The 17,493-nt window shown below is 68.3% G+C and carries 14 protein-coding genes and 1 tRNA gene; 3 read left to right on the forward strand and 12 right to left on the reverse strand.

Translation table 11 applies throughout. From position 1 onward, the window contains the following. Positions 1–2 precede the first annotated feature (2 nt). The 4 genes from tmk to topA all read right to left on the reverse strand — a co-directional run bounded on the left by tmk (position 3) and on the right by topA (position 6,960). Complete coding sequence (tmk, locus tag AB0J16_RS02410; protein ID WP_358533725.1) at positions 3–2,045, reverse strand: dTMP kinase; 2,043 nt, start codon at positions 2,043–2,045, stop codon at positions 3–5. 161 nt (positions 2,046–2,206) lie between these two features. Next, positions 2,207–2,800: a helix-turn-helix transcriptional regulator gene (locus AB0J16_RS02415; protein WP_358533728.1), complete on the reverse strand. Its 594-nt coding sequence runs from the start codon at positions 2,798–2,800 to the stop codon at positions 2,207–2,209. Positions 2,801–2,999: 199 nt separating this feature from the next. After that, entirely contained in the window at positions 3,000–4,259 is a 1,260-nt protein-coding gene (locus AB0J16_RS02420) for a metallophosphoesterase (RefSeq protein WP_358533731.1), read from the reverse strand. Between the two features lie 13 nt (positions 4,260–4,272). Continuing rightward, positions 4,273–6,960: a type I DNA topoisomerase gene (gene topA / locus AB0J16_RS02425; RefSeq protein WP_358533734.1), complete on the reverse strand. Its 2,688-nt coding sequence runs from the start codon at positions 6,958–6,960 to the stop codon at positions 4,273–4,275. 191 nt (positions 6,961–7,151) lie between these two features. On the opposite strand from topA, the gene AB0J16_RS02430 reads away from it, so the two are divergent. Continuing rightward, complete coding sequence (locus tag AB0J16_RS02430; protein ID WP_175590066.1) at positions 7,152–7,337, forward strand: DUF5703 family protein; 186 nt, start codon at positions 7,152–7,154, stop codon at positions 7,335–7,337. Positions 7,338–7,435: 98 nt separating this feature from the next. Here the strand turns inward: AB0J16_RS02430 and AB0J16_RS02435 are convergent, their stop codons facing one another. The 3 genes from AB0J16_RS02435 to AB0J16_RS02445 all read right to left on the reverse strand — a co-directional run bounded on the left by AB0J16_RS02435 (position 7,436) and on the right by AB0J16_RS02445 (position 11,679). Continuing rightward, positions 7,436–9,412 carry a chaplin family protein gene (locus AB0J16_RS02435; RefSeq protein ID WP_358533737.1) on the reverse strand — a complete coding sequence of 659 codons (1,977 nt, stop codon included), beginning with the start codon at positions 9,410–9,412 and terminating at the stop codon, positions 7,436–7,438. A 194-nt stretch (positions 9,413–9,606) separates the two neighbouring features. Continuing rightward, on the reverse strand, positions 9,607–10,284 hold the full coding sequence (locus AB0J16_RS02440) for a hypothetical protein (RefSeq protein ID WP_358534818.1): 678 nt from the start codon (positions 10,282–10,284) through the stop codon (positions 9,607–9,609). A gap of 123 nt (positions 10,285–10,407) precedes the next feature. Further along, a complete protein-coding gene (locus AB0J16_RS02445) occupies positions 10,408–11,679 on the reverse strand; it encodes a M20/M25/M40 family metallo-hydrolase (RefSeq protein ID WP_358533740.1) in 1,272 nt (423 codons plus the stop codon). A gap of 130 nt (positions 11,680–11,809) precedes the next feature. Here AB0J16_RS02445 and AB0J16_RS02450 point away from each other — a divergent pair. Then, positions 11,810–11,898, forward strand: a tRNA-Leu gene (locus AB0J16_RS02450). A gap of 84 nt (positions 11,899–11,982) precedes the next feature. On the opposite strand, the gene AB0J16_RS02455 is transcribed toward AB0J16_RS02450, so the two are convergent. Next, complete coding sequence (locus AB0J16_RS02455) at positions 11,983–12,210, reverse strand: hypothetical protein (RefSeq protein WP_358533742.1); 228 nt, start codon at positions 12,208–12,210, stop codon at positions 11,983–11,985. A 171-nt stretch (positions 12,211–12,381) separates the two neighbouring features. On the opposite strand from AB0J16_RS02455, the gene AB0J16_RS02460 reads away from it, so the two are divergent. Continuing rightward, positions 12,382–12,552: a hypothetical protein gene (locus AB0J16_RS02460; RefSeq protein WP_358533744.1), complete on the forward strand. Its 171-nt coding sequence runs from the start codon at positions 12,382–12,384 to the stop codon at positions 12,550–12,552. Positions 12,553–12,583: 31 nt separating this feature from the next. On the opposite strand, the gene AB0J16_RS02465 is transcribed toward AB0J16_RS02460, so the two are convergent. From AB0J16_RS02465 to AB0J16_RS02480, 4 genes are all read right to left on the reverse strand, one after another. Next, positions 12,584–14,095 (reverse strand): FAD-dependent monooxygenase, encoded by a 1,512-nt coding sequence (locus AB0J16_RS02465; RefSeq protein WP_358533747.1) that lies wholly within the window; start codon positions 14,093–14,095, stop codon positions 12,584–12,586. 171 nt (positions 14,096–14,266) lie between these two features. Continuing rightward, positions 14,267–15,160, reverse strand: coding sequence for an RNA polymerase sigma factor SigJ (gene sigJ, locus AB0J16_RS02470; protein ID WP_358533750.1), 894 nt, complete (start codon positions 15,158–15,160; stop codon positions 14,267–14,269). Next, positions 15,157–16,356, reverse strand: coding sequence for an FAD-dependent oxidoreductase (locus tag AB0J16_RS02475; RefSeq protein ID WP_358533753.1), 1,200 nt, complete (start codon positions 16,354–16,356; stop codon positions 15,157–15,159). Before AB0J16_RS02475 ends, sigJ begins: the two co-directional genes overlap by 4 nt. Before the next feature lie 200 nt (positions 16,357–16,556). After that, positions 16,557–17,408 (reverse strand): universal stress protein, encoded by an 852-nt coding sequence (locus AB0J16_RS02480; RefSeq protein ID WP_358533756.1) that lies wholly within the window; start codon positions 17,406–17,408, stop codon positions 16,557–16,559. Positions 17,409–17,493 lie beyond the last annotated feature (85 nt).

Genomic DNA, 17,493 nt, shown 5'->3' on the forward strand with positions numbered 1-17,493 from the left:
GGCTAGTCGCGGATGGCGGGCATCGTGCCCGTGATGTCCTCGGACTCCTGCGGCACCGGATCGGGTAGGAGCTCGTGCACCCGGTCCTGGATCAGCCGGGTGATCTGCTCGGGCGGCAGCATCCCGTCGACCACCAGGTAGCGGTCGGGGTCGGCGGCGGCCAGCGCCCTGAACTCCTTGCGCACCCGCTCGTGGAACTCCAGCGGCTCGGACTCGATCCGGTCCGCCGCGCCGCCCAGTCTGGTCAGCCCCACCTGGGGCGGCGTGTCGATCAGCACCGTGAGATGCGGGACCAGCCCACCCGTGGCCCAGGCGTTGACCTTGGAGACGTCCTCGGGGTCGAGCGCCCGTCCCGCTCCCTGGTAGGCCAGCGACGAGTCCACGTAGCGGTCGGAGATCACCAGCGAGCCGCGGTAGAGGGCCGGTCTGATGACCTTCTCGACGTGTTCGGCCCGGTCTGCGGCGTACAGCAGCGCCTCTGCGCGCGCCGAGAGCCCGCGTTCGGCCGCGTCGAGGAGGATCGCGCGCAGCCGCATGCCGACCTTGGTCGAGCCGGGCTCACGGGTCTGTACGACGTCGAAGCCCTGATCGCGCAGCCAGATGGCGAGCAGTCGCGACTGGGTCGTCTTACCCGACCCCTCACCGCCCTCGAACGCCACGAACAGCCCCGGCACCTGCTCCGCCGTCTCCGACTTCGGCCGCTCGCCGCGCACCGCCGCGATCAGGTCCTCGGAGAGCGAGACACCCTTCCTGTCGTCCATGTGGCGCAGCGCCAGCAGGCCGACGACCGTCGCGAGCACGCCACCGACCACCAGCACCAGGTTGGTGCCGTCGAACCGGTAGACCACCTCGCCCAGCCTCAGCGGGTGCGCGCCGACGAGCGCGGCCAGCGGGTTGGCCACCGCCACCACGAACAGCAGCGTCACCCGCGCGGTCGACTGCAGGAACGAGAACGTCCGCCCCCGCATCGAGTCTTCGACCTCGAGGCCGATGAGCGTGTAGCCGATGATCCACGCGATGCCCGCGCACGCCCCGAGCAGCACGGTCAGCATGACCACGATCACCAGGTTGTGGATGATCGCGATCGCGATCAGCACCACGCCCGCCACGGTGATCGCCAGACCGAACAACCGGCGCCGCGACAGCTCGCGCAGCAGCCGGAGGCCGAAGAACATGCCCAGCGCCATGCCGACGAAGACCGCGGCGAACACCACGCCGTAGGCCGCGTCGCCGCCGCCGAGCGCGCCCACGTAGATCTTCGCGACGCCCACGACCGCGCCGCCCGCCGCGAACGCCCCCAGCATGCCGATGATCAGACCGCGCACCAACCGGTTGGCGCCCACGAACCGCCAGCCTTCGACGATCTGCTTGAGCACCGACGGGGTGGAGATGGCGCCGTCACGCTTGGGGATGCCGCGCAGCGTGAAGATCAGGAACGCGGACACCAGGTACGCGCAGGCGTTGACGATCAGCGCCGGCCCGGTGGGGTCCATGCCGGACAGGAACGGCACGGCGTTCTTCAGTACGTCGCCCACCACGGACAGCGCCGTGAACAGGATCGCGGCGACCGGCGCGCTGCCGTAGGTGACCAGCAGGTTGAGCTGGTTGGCCGATTCGAGCTGCTCCTTCGGCACCAGGTTGGGGACCGTGGCGTCCTTGGCCGGGACCCAGAACAGGTTGACGCACTCGACCAGGATCGTCGCGACGATGATCCATTGATAGCTGCCGACCAGCGGGATCGACAGCACCACGGCGAACCGGGCCAGGTCGGAGGTGAACATCGTCACCCGCCGGTCGAAGCGGTCGGCGAACGCTCCCGCGAGGGGTCCGAGCAGGACGGCGGGCAGCATCTTGGCGATGAAGACACCGCCGATGGCCAGCGCCTGCGTGCGGTAGTCGCCCTGGGTCAGGTTTCCTGCCAGGGCGGTCAGTGCCAGGATGTTCAGCCAGTCGCCGAGGCTGCACACCGACATCGCCGTCCAGAGCCGGCGGAAAGATGCGTTAGCCAGCACATGTGTCGGTTGGCGTCGGCCACGGGCGGTCATAATGTCAGCGTATCCAGGTGCTCGCCGGAAATGGGAAGACAGGAGACGAGCCGGATATACCCGGCTGCTCGTCGCTGAGAGTATTACGTATACGGGCCGTCGCGCATGATACACAGCTCGAATAGGCCCCCGAAAACACCAGACAGATCCTTCTTGTCTCGCTAGTCCCTTTTGTACGGCCGGGCGAGCTCCACCAACGGCTGCCACCCGGCCCGTACGGGCTCAGGAAGCACCAGCTCATCCCAGAGCTCCACCAGCAGCAGCCCGTCGAGATGCTCGAGCAGCTCCCGCTGAGTCCCTTCCCGCAACAGCACGACGTAGGCGTCCCGGCGATCCCCGCGATCGGCCAGGTCATAGGCCCTGTCGCCAAGGCGGATGGCAGCCAGGGCCCGCAATGCCGGCAGGCGCGGCAGCCGGTTGGGCACGTGGAACGGGCGGCCGTCGGCCCCCTGGCAGGTGGTGAACTCGACCTTGGCCTCCAGCACCAGCCGGAACCCGGCGGCGTCGAGGATGCGCCCGGCCGTTTCGAGCGTGGGCGACTTCCGGCCGTGCTCGTAGGCCGACAACGTCGTCCGCGACGTGCCGCTCATGCCGGCCAGCGCCTTCTGGTTCATGTTGGCCGCGTGTCTGGCCTGTTTGAGCAGCAGGCCGCCACGCTCCGCCCAGAACGTGACGTCGGGCGTCGGCCCCTCGGGCACCGCACCCTGCTCGGGCAGCAGGTCGCCGAACGCTCCCTCCACCGGGGAAGAGATCATCCCACCTCCAACGTATCCGCTTGGATACTACCCCCTCGCGGCTTGAGTGACCAGCGGATCGCGGAAAGTCAGCAGCCCACTTCAAACCCCACGGAAGCCGGGAGCACGGCGGGTCTCGGGCAGCGCGCCCACAACGACAAGCAGCGCGGTTTCGGGCGGCGCGCCCACAGAGTCGCCCGCAAACTCGCGCCTCGCGAAGTCAGGAGCGCAGCTCAAGCAGCGTGATCTCGGGCGGCGCGCCCACCCGGACCGGCGGCCCCCAGAACCCGGCGCCGCGCGTGACGTACACCCGCACCCCGTCAACCGTCGCCAGCCCCGACACGACCGGCTGCTGCAGCGGCACCACGAGGTTGAACGGCGCCAGTTGCCCGCCATGCGTGTGCCCCGACAACTGCAGGTCCACGCCATAACGAGCGGCCTGCGAGACCTGAACCGGCTGATGGGCCAGCAGGACCGTGGAGCGGCTCGTATCGCGACCGCCGAGCGCCCTGTCGAAGTCGGGCCCGTCGTTCGCGGTGGCGCCGTTGAGGTCGTTCACCCCGGCCAGGTCCAGCACGCCGCCCTGGTGCCGGATCTCCACCCGTTCGTTCCGCAACGAGCGAACGCCGAGCCGGTCCAGCTCCTCGATCCACTCACCAGGGCCGTTTCTCGTGTAGTACTCGTGATTACCTGTCACGAAATAGGCGCCATAGCGGGATTCGAGGCTCCGCAGCGGCCTGGCCAGCGGGCCCAGCTCGGCCACCGAGCCGTCGACCAGGTCGCCGACGATCGCCACCACGTCGGCCCGCAGACCATTGATCATCCGCACGATGCGTTCGGTGTGCGCCTTGCCCGTGAGCGGCCCCAGGTGGATGTCGCTGACCACGGCGAACCGCAGGCCGCTCAGCCTGGCGTCGAGCCCGGGCAGCGTGACCTTGACCGGTTCGATCACCGGATCACCCAGCGCGGCGCTGATGCCGTACCCGACCGTGCCGAGCGCACCCACGCCCGCGACGGCGGCGGTGCTCCGTCCGAGGAAGAGCCGCCTGCTCATCGCGTCGCCGCCCGGCGACGGCTCCACCCCCGAAACCTGCCCAAAACCCGAAATATCCGAAACATCGGGAGAACCAGAGGCAGGCACCGTCACCGGTCGCACCACCTCAACCGGCGACGGCGGCGACCCGGCCACCCGCCCCCGGACCAGCGCTAACCACGCCACCAACCGCGGAATCTCCAGCAGGACCAGAGCGATCACCAGATAGAACATGATCGCGATCCAGAGATAGCCCGGCCACGCCAGCCACTGGAACATCTCCAGCCGCATCCCCGCGAACGTCACGACGACCAGCGCGAGGAGCCCCACCAGCCCCCAGGTCAGGCCGGTGCGCACCCGCCCGCGCCTAGTGGTCGAGCGCACCATCCGATGCCACAGATAGAGATGCGCCACGAACACCAGGCCCACGAAGATCAAGACCACCACGCGGCAATGCTACTTACGACTTGGCCGCCGGCTTCTTCGCGGGTGCCTTCTTGGCCGGCGCCTTCCGGGTCGTCGTCTTCTTCGGCGCCGGGGCCCGCTCACGCCGCTCGGCCAGCAGTTCCGCCGCCCGCTCGATCGTGATCTCCTCGACCGTGTCGCCCTTGCGCAGCGACGCGTTCGTCTCGCCATCGGTCACGTAGGGACCGAATCGCCCCTCCTTGACCACGACGGGCTTCTTGGAGTTGGGGTCTTCACCCAGCTCGCGCAGCGGCGGCGCGGCCGCCGCCCGGCCCCTGCCCCGCGGCTTGGGCTGGGAGAACAGCTCCTTGGCCTGCTCGATCGTGACCGTGAACAGCTCTTCCTCCGCGGCCAGCGACCGCGTTTCGGCGGCCTTCTTCAGGTAGGGGCCGAACTTCCCGTTGTACGCGACGACCTCCTCGCCCTCCAGCTCGCCGACGACCCGGGGGATCGACAGCAGCTTGAGCGCGTCCTCGAGCGTCACGGTGTCGAGCGACATCGACTTGAACAGCGAGCTCGTCCGCGGCTTCGCCGCGTCGGCCTTCTTGGTGCGCCGCTTCGGGGTCTCCTCCTCCTGCGTGGGCAGGATCTCGGTGACGTACGGCCCGAATCGCCCGTCCTTGGCGACGATCATGTGCCCGGTCACCGGATCGGTCCCCATCTCGCGGTCGCCAGTGGGCCGCGAGAAGAGCTCCTCCGCCTTCTCGGCGGTCAGTTCGTCGGGTGTCATGTCCTCGGGCACGTTCACCCGAGCGCCGCCTCTGTCAAGGTATGGGCCGTATCGCCCGACCCTGATGACGATGTCGGTGCCCTTGATCGGGAAGGAGCTGATCTCCTTGGCGTCGATGTCGCCGAGGTCGGTGACCATCTCCTTCAGGCCCTCGTCGCCGTCCTCGCCGTAGTAGAAGCGCTGCAGCTCCGGCACCCGCTCCGCCCGGTCGTTGGCGATGTCGTCGAGCACCTTCTCCATCTCGGCGGTGAAGTCATAGTCGACCAGGTTGCCGAAATGCTGCTCCAGCAGGTTGACCACGGCGAATGCCAGGAAGGACGGCACCAGCGCGGTGCCCTTCTTGAACACGTAGCCACGGTCGAGGATCGTGCCGATGATCGAGGCGTACGTCGAAGGACGCCCGATCTCCCGATCCTCCATCTCCTTGACCAGCGAAGCCTCGGTGTAGCGGGCGGGCGGCTTGGTCGAGTGGCCGGCCACGTCGAGCCGCGACACGCTCAGCGCGTCGCCCTCGGCCAGGTTCGGCAGCCGCTTCTCGGAGTCGTCGCGGTCGGTCGACGGATCGTCGGCACCCTCGACGTACGCCTTGAGGAAGCCGTAGAACGTGATCGTCCGGCCCGAGGCGCTGAACTCGACGTCCTCGCCGGTGGCCGACGCGCCGCGCACCTTGACCGTGACGGACTCGCCGACCGCGTCCTTCATCTGGGACGAGACGGTCCGCTGCCAGATCAGCTCGTAGAGGCGGAACTGGTCACCGTTCAGCCCGGTCTCACCGGGAGTGCGGAACTCCTCCCCGGAAGGCCGGATCGCCTCGTGCGCCTCCTGCGCGCTCTTGACCTTGCTGGTGTAAACACGCGGCTTGTCGGGAACGTACGCAGAGCCGTACAGCTTGATCGCCTGGGAGCGCGCGGCCGCCACCGCCGTCTCCGACAGCGTGATGCTGTCGGTACGCATGTAGGTGATAAAGCCGTTTTCGTAGAGCCGCTGCGCCACCTGCATCGTGTACTTGGCGGAGAAGCCCAGTTTGCGGCTCGCCTCCTGCTGCAAAGTGGTCGTCCGGAAGGGAGCGTACGGCTTACGGGTGTACGGCTTGCGCTCGACGGACTTGACCGCGAACGACGAACCCTGGAGCCGGCCAGCCAGCTCACCGGCGGCGGCCTCCGACAGGTGGAGCACGTCGTTCGTCTTCAGCAGGCCGGTGGTGGCGAAGTCGCGCCCCTGGGCGACCCGCTTGCCGTCGACCGAGGTCAGCGTCGCGGTGAAGTCACGCGGACGCTCCTCGGCCTTGCCCGTGTCGAACAGCGCCTGCAGGTCCCAGTAATGGGCGGACGTGAACGCCATGCGCTCCCGCTCGCGCTCCACCACCAGCCTGGTCGCCACCGACTGCACCCGGCCCGCCGACAGCCGCGGCTTGACCTTCTTCCACAGGACCGGGCTGACCTCATAGCCATAGAGCCGGTCGAGGATGCGCCTGGTCTCCTGGGCGTCGACGAGGCGCAGGTTCAGGTCGCGCGGATTGGCCACCGCGTCCCGGATGGCCTGCGGGGTGATCTCGTGGAAGACCATGCGGTGCACCGGCACCTTGGGCTTGAGCACCTCGCGCAGGTGCCATGCGATGGCTTCGCCCTCGCGGTCCTCGTCAGTGGCCAGGTAGAGTTCGTCGGCATCCTTCAGCAGCTGCTTCAGCTTGCTGACCTGCGACCTCTTGTCGGCGTTGACGACATACAGCGGCTCGAACTCATGCTCGACATTGACCCCGAGGCGCGCCCAAGCCTCCCCCTTGTACTTCTCGGGGATGTCATCGGCCCGCTCCGGCAGATCGCGGATGTGGCCAATGCTGGACTCGACCATGTAGCCGGCACCGAGGTAGTCCTTGATCGTCTTCGCCTTGGCGGGCGACTCGACGATCACCAGACGGCGGGTTCCACCGGTGCTGCCGTTGTTGGCTGGCACGCTGCTTCCTACCTCACTGTTCGCTTGCAATTCCCCCTGCCGGGAGCCGGCACTGATCTGAAAGGTAACCCGACTCGCGGAATTTTCCTTCCCCCGGGACTACCCACTAGCTTCCGGACGCACCCACAAGCACGCAGAATAAGCCCCATCGAGCGGCATCGCGCCCTGACTCACCCTGGAGACTAATCGTTGTGCTCGACTACTCCTACATGGATATCTTCATTCCGCGCGATCTGTCCCGCGAAGCAGCACGTCAGCTGCTCACCGAACACGCGGAGTACGGTCAGTGGGAGCTCTCGCGTGTGCGCCTGCACCCTGACGGAAGCCGTCATGTACGGTTGCGCCGCAAGGTCATGCGCGTCCGCAGCACCCTGTGATCAGACATGGCTTTGCCCGCCCCGGGCCGCGCCCCCGGAACGGGCAAAGCGTCTTTCGCTACTCGCTCACCGGCTGTGAGCGGTAGACGTTCTTGTCATTACTTCCGGCCGAGCCGGAAGCGGCGGGTGGCCGCGAACAGCGTGGCCGAGGCGGCGAACATCGCGCCCAGGACCAGCGCGAACAGCGAGCCGGTGGTCATCCCGGTGACGCCCGCGGGCTGAGCCGCGCTCATCAGCCCCAGGTCGCCGGTGGGCAGGCTGCTGGTCGCGAGCTTCACCGCACCACCGACAGGCGTGCCGGCGATCAGCGCGGTGGCCGGGGCCAGCGGCGACTGCGTGTCCTCGGCGCGGGCGGCGTGGGTGACCGGAGCCTTGCCGTTCTTGACGTGCTTGGCCGGCGTGACGTGCCTGACCGGGGTGGCGGGCTGGCCAGGCAGACCGGGCAGCTCGGGCAGACCGAACAGCTCGTGCAGGTCACCGACCAGGGGCATGTCGCCGACGACCGGCAGCTCGGGCGAGCCGCCGCCACGCATCGGAGTGATGTTGCCCACGCCCCGCAGGCTGCCCAGGACCGGGACCGGGGGAAGCGCGGGAAGCACGCCACCGGCCTTGGAGTCGGCGGCCTGGTGGGAGCTGTAGTGTCCGTAGGGGTGGTAGCCCTCGTGTCCCGGCTTGCCGACACTCGAGCCACCGAGGCACCCGGCCGCGGCGTCGCCGAGCACCGCCACGGCGTTGCCGCAGACGTTGACCGGCGCGGTGATCGGCGCGATCACCTGGTTGCCGCCGAGCACGGAGCCCTTGCCGGACGTGGTGTTGCCACCCGCGCCCGAACCGCCGTTCTTGACCACCGAGGCGCCGCCCTTGCAGCGAGCCCCGGACAGCCCGAGCACGGCCACGGCGTTGCCGCAGACGTTGACCGGCGCGGTGATCGGGGCGACCACCTGGTTGCCACCGAGCACGGAGCCCTTGCCCGAGGTGTGGTTGCCCCCGGCGCCGCCCCTGCCACCGTTCTTGACCGAGGCGCCGCCCTTGCAGCCCGCGAACGCCTTGCCGATCACGGCCACAGCGTTGCCGCAGACGTTGACCGGCGCGGTGATCGGCGCGATCACCTGGTTGCCGCCGAGCACGGAACCCTTGCCGGACGTGGTGTTGCCGCCAGGGCCACCCTTGCCGGTGTTCTTGACCGAGGCGCCGCCCTTGCAGCCGGCGTGCGCGTTGCCGACGGCGTTGCCGCAGGCCACGATGGGCAGGCTGATCGGTGCGATGACCTGGTTGCCGCTGCCGACCCCGAAGCGCCCGTCGGTGTCGTTGCCCGTCGAGCCGTGACCGCCCCGGTAGTGGGTGTGCCCGCCGTTCTTGACCGTGGCGCCGCCCTTGCAGCCCGCGAACGCCCTGCCGAGCACGGCCACCGAGTTGCCGCAGATGTTGATCGGGGCGCTGACCGGCGCGATCACCTGGTTGCCGCCGAGCACGGAGCCCTGGCCAGAGGTGTGGTTGCCACCGGCCCCGCCCTTGCCGGCGTTCTTGACCGTGGCGCCGCCCTTGCAGCCCGCGTCGGACTTGCCGATCAGGGACACGGCGTTGCCGCAGGCGTTGATCGGGACGTTGATCGGCGCGTTGACCTGGTTGCCACCAAGGACGCTTCCCTTGCCAGAGGTCTTGTTGGAGCTGCCGGCCCTGCCGGTGTTCTTGACCGAGGCGCCGCCCTTGCAGCCCGCGTCAGACCTGCCGATCACGGCCACCGCGTTGCCACAGGCGTTGATCGGGACGTTGATCGGCGCGTTGACCTGGTTGCCACCAAGGACGCTCCCGTCGCCGGAGGTCCTGTCGGAGGTGCCGCCCTTGCCGGTGTTGACGACCGTGGCGCCGCCCTGGGAGCTCGCCTCGGACTTGCCCAGCACAGCGGCGGAGTTGCCGCTGATGTCGATCGGCAGCGAGACAGGCAGGTTGACCTGGTTGCCACCGCCGACGGAAGAGTCGCCGGAGGTGTCGGCCAGCGCGGTGCCGCTGCCGAAGGACATGACGGCTACAGCTAGAAGAGCCGCGGGGGCCGAAGCCTTCGCCCACGTACGCATGATGAATGCTCCTACTTGGTTCATAGGGGGATACCTGACGGTTCGCGGGCAGCCGAGGGCATGCGAGGTCGCAGTGCGCCGCGCACAGCGGAGACCTCGGGGAATCGCGAACCAAGATGACTGACATGTCACCCGCTGGCGGAGGGGATCTAGCCGCGCTCCGCCGCCGTACTCATCGGAATCTGTGGCGGGGGTCAGTCAGGTGAGAAAGAAGGGTCATCCGCCGCTGTGCGGACGACCGGAGGAAGCACGGACGCCAAGGGGGCGCGCCGAGCCTCGATACGCGGGTCGAAGTAGGACCGCGCGACATCTCCCATGCTTGGCCCGAACGGGCCACTGCCACCGCCGCTGGGCACCAGACCATTGGTGTCCAGGATATCGGTCGCAGGAGAAGCAGGCGGCAGGCCGGGATCGGACTGGCTGTTGAGCCCGTCGACCGTCCGCCCCGCCATCGCCTCGGCATTGTCCGACGCCGAGACCTTTCCGATCATCTCGGCGTTGTCCCACGCCGAGACCTTTCCGATCATCTCGGCGTTGTCCGACGCCGAGACCCTCCCGTCAGCCGTGGGGAAACCGTCCGTGATGGACCCGGTGACGGTGCGAGAGGTGCCGGCCGCTGTGGCCGTCCCTGTCGCCGCGGTGGAATCCGCGGCCGCCGGAGCGGCGAAGAGCAGTCCGAAGAGAACGGCGAGCAGCCATCCCGCGGCCAGCAGGACGCCGGCCGCGACTACTCGTGCGATGACCTGGCGGGCGCCGGCCGCGAACCGCGCCATCCGGGCGGCCCGATCGGCGATCGCATCCTCCGCGAAGATGATCACGGGCACGCGCCGGGAAGCGAGGGCGGGCATTGCCCGCCACCACCGCACCGGCATGCGTGCCACGTGAACCCTCCTTCAGAAGCACCAGGACCGACCTCACAATGTGAGGCCGGTCCGTGGACTCACCCCTCAACGATCCGTAACCGTAGCATCACTCAAGGTTGCCGCAAGGGGTTTTCAGCAGTGATCCAGGAAGCGGTCAAGCACTCGCACCCCAAACCTGAGCGAATCCACCGGCACCCGCTCGTCAACCCCATGGAACATCCCAGAGAAGTCCAGGTCCGCAGGCAACTTGAGTGGCGCGAACCCGTAGCCCCGGATTCCGAGCCTGCTGAACGACTTGAGGTCCGTCCCTCCGGACATCGTGTACGGCACGGCGCGCCCGGCCGGGTCCTCGGCCAGCAGCGCCTCCACCATGGCCGTCACCAGCGGCCCCTCGAAGCCGAACTCCAGCGCCACCTGGTGCTGCACGAACTCCCTCGTGACGTTGGGCCCGAGCAGCTCGTCGACCGTGGCGAAGAACTCCTCCTCGAACCCCGGCAGGAACCGCCCGTCGATGGTCGCCGAGGCCGTCTGCGGCACCACGTTCGCCTTGTAACCGGCCTCCAGCATGGTCGGATTGACCGTGTTGCGCAGCCCCGCGCCCAGCATCCTGGCCACCGGCCCCAGCTTGGCGATCGCGGCCTCGGGATCGCCGCCGCCTATTTCCTCCAGGAACCTGCTCATGGTCGGCGTCAGTCGTACCGGCCACTCATACCGCCCCACACGCGCCACGGCGTCGGCGAGCTCGGTCACGGCGTTGTCCAGGTTGAGCATCGACCCGTGCCCGGCCCGGCCGTTCGCGGTCAACCGCATCCACGCCATGCCCTTCTCCGCGGCCTCGATCAGGTAGAGCCGTTGATCCGCCCCGATCGACACGCTGAACCCGCCGACCTCCCCGATCGCCTCCGTGACCCCCTCGAACAGCTCCGGGTGCTCCTCGACCAGGAACTTCGCCCCGTACTCCCCACCCGCCTCCTCATCGGCGGTGAACATGAGCACCACGTCACGCTCAGGCCGGCGCCCCTCCCTGAGCCGTTGCCGCACGACCGCCAGGATCATCGCGTCCATGTCCTTCATGTCCACGGCCCCGCGCCCCCAGACGCATCCGTCGGCCACTTCCGCCGAGAGCGGATGATGCCGCCAGTCGCCCGCGTCGAACGGCACGACATCGAGATGCCCGTGCAACAGCAGCGCGTCACGGCCCGGATCGGTGCCCTCGATACGCGCGACGACGTTCGCCCGCCGATCGTCGCTCTCCAGGATCGTCACTTCGAGCCCTACCTCGGCCAGCTTCTCCCCGACATACTCGGCCGCCGCCCTCTCCCCGGGCCCCGCGTTGTCGCCGGCGTTGGTCGAATCGATACGGATCAGATCACGGCACAGCTCGACGACCTCGTCCTCGGCCATGAAGGCTCCTTACGATCGGGTACGTATTGCCGTCTCATCCTCCCTCCGGAATCCTGGTATGACGCACCCCTCAGAGTTTGCTAACCTTACGGAGCCGACGCGGGATGACGGTCCCACGTGCAGGCACCAAGTCCGGGTGGCGGAATAGGCAGACGCGCTAGCTTGAGGTGCTAGTGCCCTTTGCGGGGCATGGGGGTTCAAGTCCCCCCTCGGACACCATTTGGTACATGATCGCCTGAGCTGAGCTCTGGCGATCACTGTTTTCTGGCCCGGGTCGTGGGTCGGACGTAGGCCGAGCGGCTCCTACACATCAGCCTTGTCCTGCGGATCCGCGCTGTGGAGCAGTTTTCGAAGGTCGCCGAGCTTCGTAACCATCGCAGCGATCTCCTCCTCGGTGAGTCTTTTAGGAACTTTGGTGATCGCCTGGTCCAGGCGCATCTGCTCGGCCTTTCGCTTGGCCTCTGTCTCGGTGATCCAGCCGGCGACCACCACCGGGTCGATCCCGGCATCAAGAACCGCGCGATAACCCACCAGCTTGCGCTCACACTCGGTGACGGCTTGGCGGGCGGCTTCAACGGCGGCCAGCCGATGGTCACTCGCGAGTTGCGAGTCGGTCAGGGCCTGGATCGTACTGGGCCAAGAGCCAGAAGAAGATCAAACCACCGCTGGATGGCTACACCCTTCGCCTGCTCGCCAAGCAGGATGGTCGCTGTCCACTCTGCGGCGAGCAGCTCCTCACCTCCGATCAGCCGCCACAATCCCCGATGCTTCTTCGGCGTCATCACTGTGGATGTCGAGCCGGAGTTGGCCAAGCTGGACGGTGGCGGCTGGCGGCCACCGCGCCCGGGCGTCACCGACGCGGCGCTGTTGTGATCGGGAGGTGGCTTGTCCGCGCAGAGTCGTGCTAGTCCGGGTTTCGCATGGGCGGCAGGGCGGGCCGGTGGCGTACCTGCGCACCGTGAAGACCAGCTGGGCCGAGCCACGTTGTGAGGGCGGCCCGGAGAGCGTCCAGGTCTGGCTGCTCGCCGGCGCGGGTGACCCAGGCGATGTGTCCGTCGGGACGAATGAGTACGGCGTCCGCACCGAGGTCGGAGCCCTCAGCAGGGCGGGCGCGGGCGAGATCGACTCGGTCCGCCCAGCCGGTCACGACGGCGGCGACCGGCGGGAGACCACCGAGATCCAGCAGAATCGCGCGAGCGCGGTGCAGCAGTTCGTAGACGCGACCGTGTTCGAGGTCGAGATCCGGCATCCGCATGCCGAGGAGGTCGTCCGTCCCCTCCATCGGATACCTGATGTCGGTCGCCGTGATCATGCCGGCCAGACGCAGCCGTACCTCGTCGATGCCGATGAGGTCGCCCAGCACCTCGCGCAGAGCGGAGGTGTGATCGTCCACCCGCCAGAGTGCGGTCTGGGCGCGGGTGTTCTGCAGGACGCGGGCGGCGATCGGGTGGCGTTCGGCCTGGTAGGTGTCGAGCAACAGGTCTGGGGCCTGGCCGCGGACGACGGCGGCGAGCTTCCAGCCGAGGTTGACCGCGTCCTGCACGCCGGTGTTCAAGCCCTGACCGCCCGCCGGGAAGTGGATGTGCGCGGCGTCGCCGGCCAGGAGAACCCGGCCCACGCGATAACGGTCGGCCTGGCGTGCCGCGTCGCCGTGCCGGGAGAGCCATCGCGGTGAGTGCATCCCGTAATCCGTCCCGGCGATCTTGAGCAATGACTTGCGGAGGGTCTCCAGGGTCATCGGTTCGTCCCGGCCGACGACGTGATCGAACTCGTTGGTCAGCACCCGGTACCAGTCCGGACCGTACGACAGCACCGAGAATCTGCCGTGCTCGCGCCGCTCCTGGAAGATGTCGGCCGCGGGCGGCTCGGCGAGCTCGACGTCGCCGAGCATCGCGGTCATCGTGGCCTGGGTGCCGGGGAACTCGATGCCGGCGAGCCCGCGCACGGTGCTGCGGCCCCCATCGCAGCCGACGAGGTAGTCCGCCCGGACACGCGACCCGTCCGCGAGTTCCACCGTGACGCCAGTTTCGTCCTGGGTGAACCCCGTCACCTCGGCGTCGCGGCGCAGCCGTACCCCCAACCGCGCCGCGCGCTCATCCAGCAGTTGTTCCACCTCGGCCTGCAAGATGAGCAGAGCGTACGGATATCGCGTCGTCATATCGGATAGGTCGAGACCGAGCCCGGAGAAGTGCACGTCCTGTCGCGGCCGTCCGCGCTCGAGGAACCCGGCGAGCAGACCCCGCTGATCGAGCATCTCCAGCGTGCGGATGTGCAGGCCTCCGGCCCGCGATTCCACCGTTCGAGGCTCCGGGAGCCGCTCGAGGACGAGCACATCGATCCCGGCAAGCCCCAGTTCGCACGCGAGCATCAGACCGGTCGGCCCTGCCCCAGCGATCACTACCTGTGTATCGGTCATGGTCAGCTCCTTGGTCATCCTTGAATCGAATTGGTCAACACACGCGAAGGGGGGAGGCGCGTTCGTCGATCGCCACAGGACATGTCACCTGCCGCGCCGCATCTGCAGCGGCAACTCCGCTTGCGCGAGACTCGCGCGATCGCGACCTACTGCGCTGTGGCCTGCCGACTCCTACCGGCTGATCTGACGCGGAACCGTCAGCGCGAGGAGTTTGTCCGGGTTGCGGATGACGTAGAAGTTGGTGATCTTCCCGTCGCCGATCTCGAACAGGCAGACGCCTACCAGGTGATCGCCGTCGTAGGCGGCCATCGCGGGCGCGTTGTTGCAGTTGACCATCTCGATCCGCGCGTTCGGCAACCGCCCCACGCGGAACAGTTCCATGACGAGCACGGCCACCTTCTCCGCGCCCACCACCGGCTGGCGCGCCGCGGTGACCTTGCCGCCGCTGTCGGCGGTCCACGTGGCGTCCGGCGCGAGCAGCGAGAGCAGCCCCACCATGTCACCGGTCGCCGCCGCGGACATGAACTGCTCGGTGATCCGCGTGGTCGTCCCAGCGTCGACGGGGTCGAAACGTTTACGCCGCGCCTGTACGTGCCCGCGGGCGCGGTGCGCCATCTGGCGCACCGTCACCACGGACTTGCCCACCGCTGCGGCGATCTCGTCGTGGTCGAATCCGAACACCTCGCGCAGCACGAACACCGCGCGCTCATCGGGGGTGAGCGTTTCGAGCAGCACAAGCATCGCCATCGACACCGACTCGGCGAGCACCACATCGGCCGACGCGTCATTCTCCTCCAGCAGCAGCGGCTCGGGCAGCCAGGAGCCGATGTACTCCTCGCGACGGCGCGTGCTCGCGCGCAAGGCGTTGAGCGCCTGACGGGTCACCAGCCGCGCCAGATACGACTTGGTGTCCCGCACCGCCGCGAGATCCACCTTGGCCCAGCGCAGATAGCTGTCCTGCAGCACGTCGTCGGATTCGGTCGCCGAGCCGAGGATCTCGTACACGATGGTGAACAGCAGCGGCCGCAACACGGTGAATCGCTCGGCATGCTCGTCGGCGCTCACGGGGAGGTGACCGTCCGTGCGGCGGAGGCCGGCTGTTCGGGGCGCGGACCGCCCTTGGGCCAGCCCATGGAACCCGGCTTGCCTGCCTCCAGACGGATCCTCTTCGATACCACGAACTTGCAGGTCACTTCCTTGATTAATGCGCCCATGCGGCCGGGGATGTAGATGTTCACCGCGGTGTCGTCCTTACCGGCGATCTGCCTGATGCCGGCGTGCCGGCCGAGGCTGACGCATGCGCCGGTGAAGGCCAGGTTGATCGCCGCCGGTTCGGTCCCCGCGATGCGGCTCAGCACGGTGTCGGCGGCCTGCGCCCCGAGCGGCCCGGCGGCGTAGCCGCTCATCCGCAGCGGCTGGCCCGACGGTGCGGCGGCGTCGCCGGCCGCGACGATGCGGTCGTCGTCGATGCTGGTCAGCGTCTCGTCGGTGAGCAGCCGGCCGAGCGCGTCGGTGCGCAGCCCGCTGGTCGCCGCCAGCTCCGGCAGGCCGAAACCGGCCGTCCAGATGGTCAGTGCGCTCGGACGCACCACGCTGTCGGCAGAACCGTCAGCGAGGACGACCGCGTCCGCCCGGACCTCGGTCACCGCGCCGCCTTCGAGCACGGAGACACCATGGCGGGTCAGCCATTTGGTGACGTATCGGCGCCCCCCTGCGCTCAGGTAGGGCGCCAGGGTTCGGCCACACACCAGCGTGACCTTGCGCCCTTGTTCGGCCAGTTCGGCGGCCGTCTCGACGCCGGTCAGTCCGCCACCGACCACGGTGACCGGAGCCTCGAGGGGCAACTCCTCCAGCCTGGCGCGCAGCCGCTGCGCGGACTCCAATTCCGCGATGGGCCAAGCGAATTCGGCCGCGCCTGGCACCGAGGGGACCGCGCCGGTGCTGCCGACGGCGTAGATGACATAGTCGTAGTCGAGCGCGCGGCCCGACGCCAGTCGCACGGTGCGGGCAGCGGTGTCGATGCGCGTGACGCTGTCGACGACGAGGCGGATGCCCTCGCCGAGCAACGTGCCGTAATCGATCGTGGCGTCGCCGGTGCCGGCCACAAACTGGTGCAGCCGGATGCGTTCGACGAACTCCGCGCGCGGATTGACCAGAGTGATGTCGACGTCGTCGCGCTTCCGCAGCCGGTTGGCCGCCAGCGTCCCGGCGTAACCGCCGCCGATGACCACGACCTTGTGGGATGTGTTGTGTTCGGTCATGGCCTCAAGACACCGGGGATCGCAGAGACGTGACAGGGCGCGACGTGACGTGCGTCACTCCACTTAAGGGCGCGGAACACGTGCTCGCGGCAGAGCCCTCGGCCCATCATTGATCGTATAACCGGCTCTACGCATCCAACCTGTGATAGGCGGCGCGGCCGGACCGGTGACGTTCGACGGAGCACATGGCTCTTGACCGGTCATCCCTGATCGTCGCCGCTGCCCCGCACCACGACCAGCGGGCAGGGCGAATGATGCAAGAGCGCGTGACTCACCGATCCGAGGACCATCCCGGTGAGCGTTCGGTGTCCGTGTGATCCGACCACGAGTAGATCGGCTCCCATCGCCGCCTGGCGTAGAACCTCGACGGGATGCCCATGCACGACCTCTTCGATCATCTCGACATCCGGGTGCTGTGGATGGTGACCGGCGAGCGTTTCCTTGAGCACGAGCAACTCTTCCTGCTCGCTGGCGACGTCTGCCGGCTCGAAGCCGCCCAGCCGAGGCCAGGCCCACGCGTGTACGGTACGCAACCGCGTTCCCCTCAGCTCCGCCTCGGCGAAAGCGAAGTCCAGCACGGCGTCGAATCTGGGCGAGCCGTCCACACCCACCACGACCTCGCCGCGCGGCAGCGAAGGCAGCGCGCGTACCACGACGACGTCACACGCGGCGTGTCCAGCGACACCATAGGCCACCGATCCAATGAGCATGCCGCGTACGCCTCCGAGTCCATGACTGCCGATCACCAGGAGTTCGGCGTCCTGCGATGCTCGTATCAAGGCCGGACGCGGATCCCCTGGCAGCGCAAGGGTCTCCACCTCGGCCTTCGGCTGCTCACGGACCGCCCGAGACTTGCCCTCGGCAAGCACGGTCGCGCAGCCCTCACGCATCCACTTGGTCGCCTCCGCAAGGCGGCCGTCACGGGTCTCGCAGGCCCATCGGGGCATGGCGTGTGCCACGACGAGCGGCACCTCGCGAAGCGCGGCTTCCCTCGCCGCCCAGCTCACGGCCTCGAGCCCGGCCAGCGATCCATCGACTCCGACTACGATCACGACACACCTCCTGCGTTCCGCTGGAAGCTCGACTTCTACGGTCGAAGCGGCACTTCTGGCACTGGATCTCCCCATAGGGATGATG

Origin of the sequence: Nonomuraea sp. NPDC049750 (assembly GCF_040659625.1) — a bacterium.
GTDB lineage: Bacteria > Actinomycetota > Actinomycetes > Streptosporangiales > Streptosporangiaceae > Nonomuraea.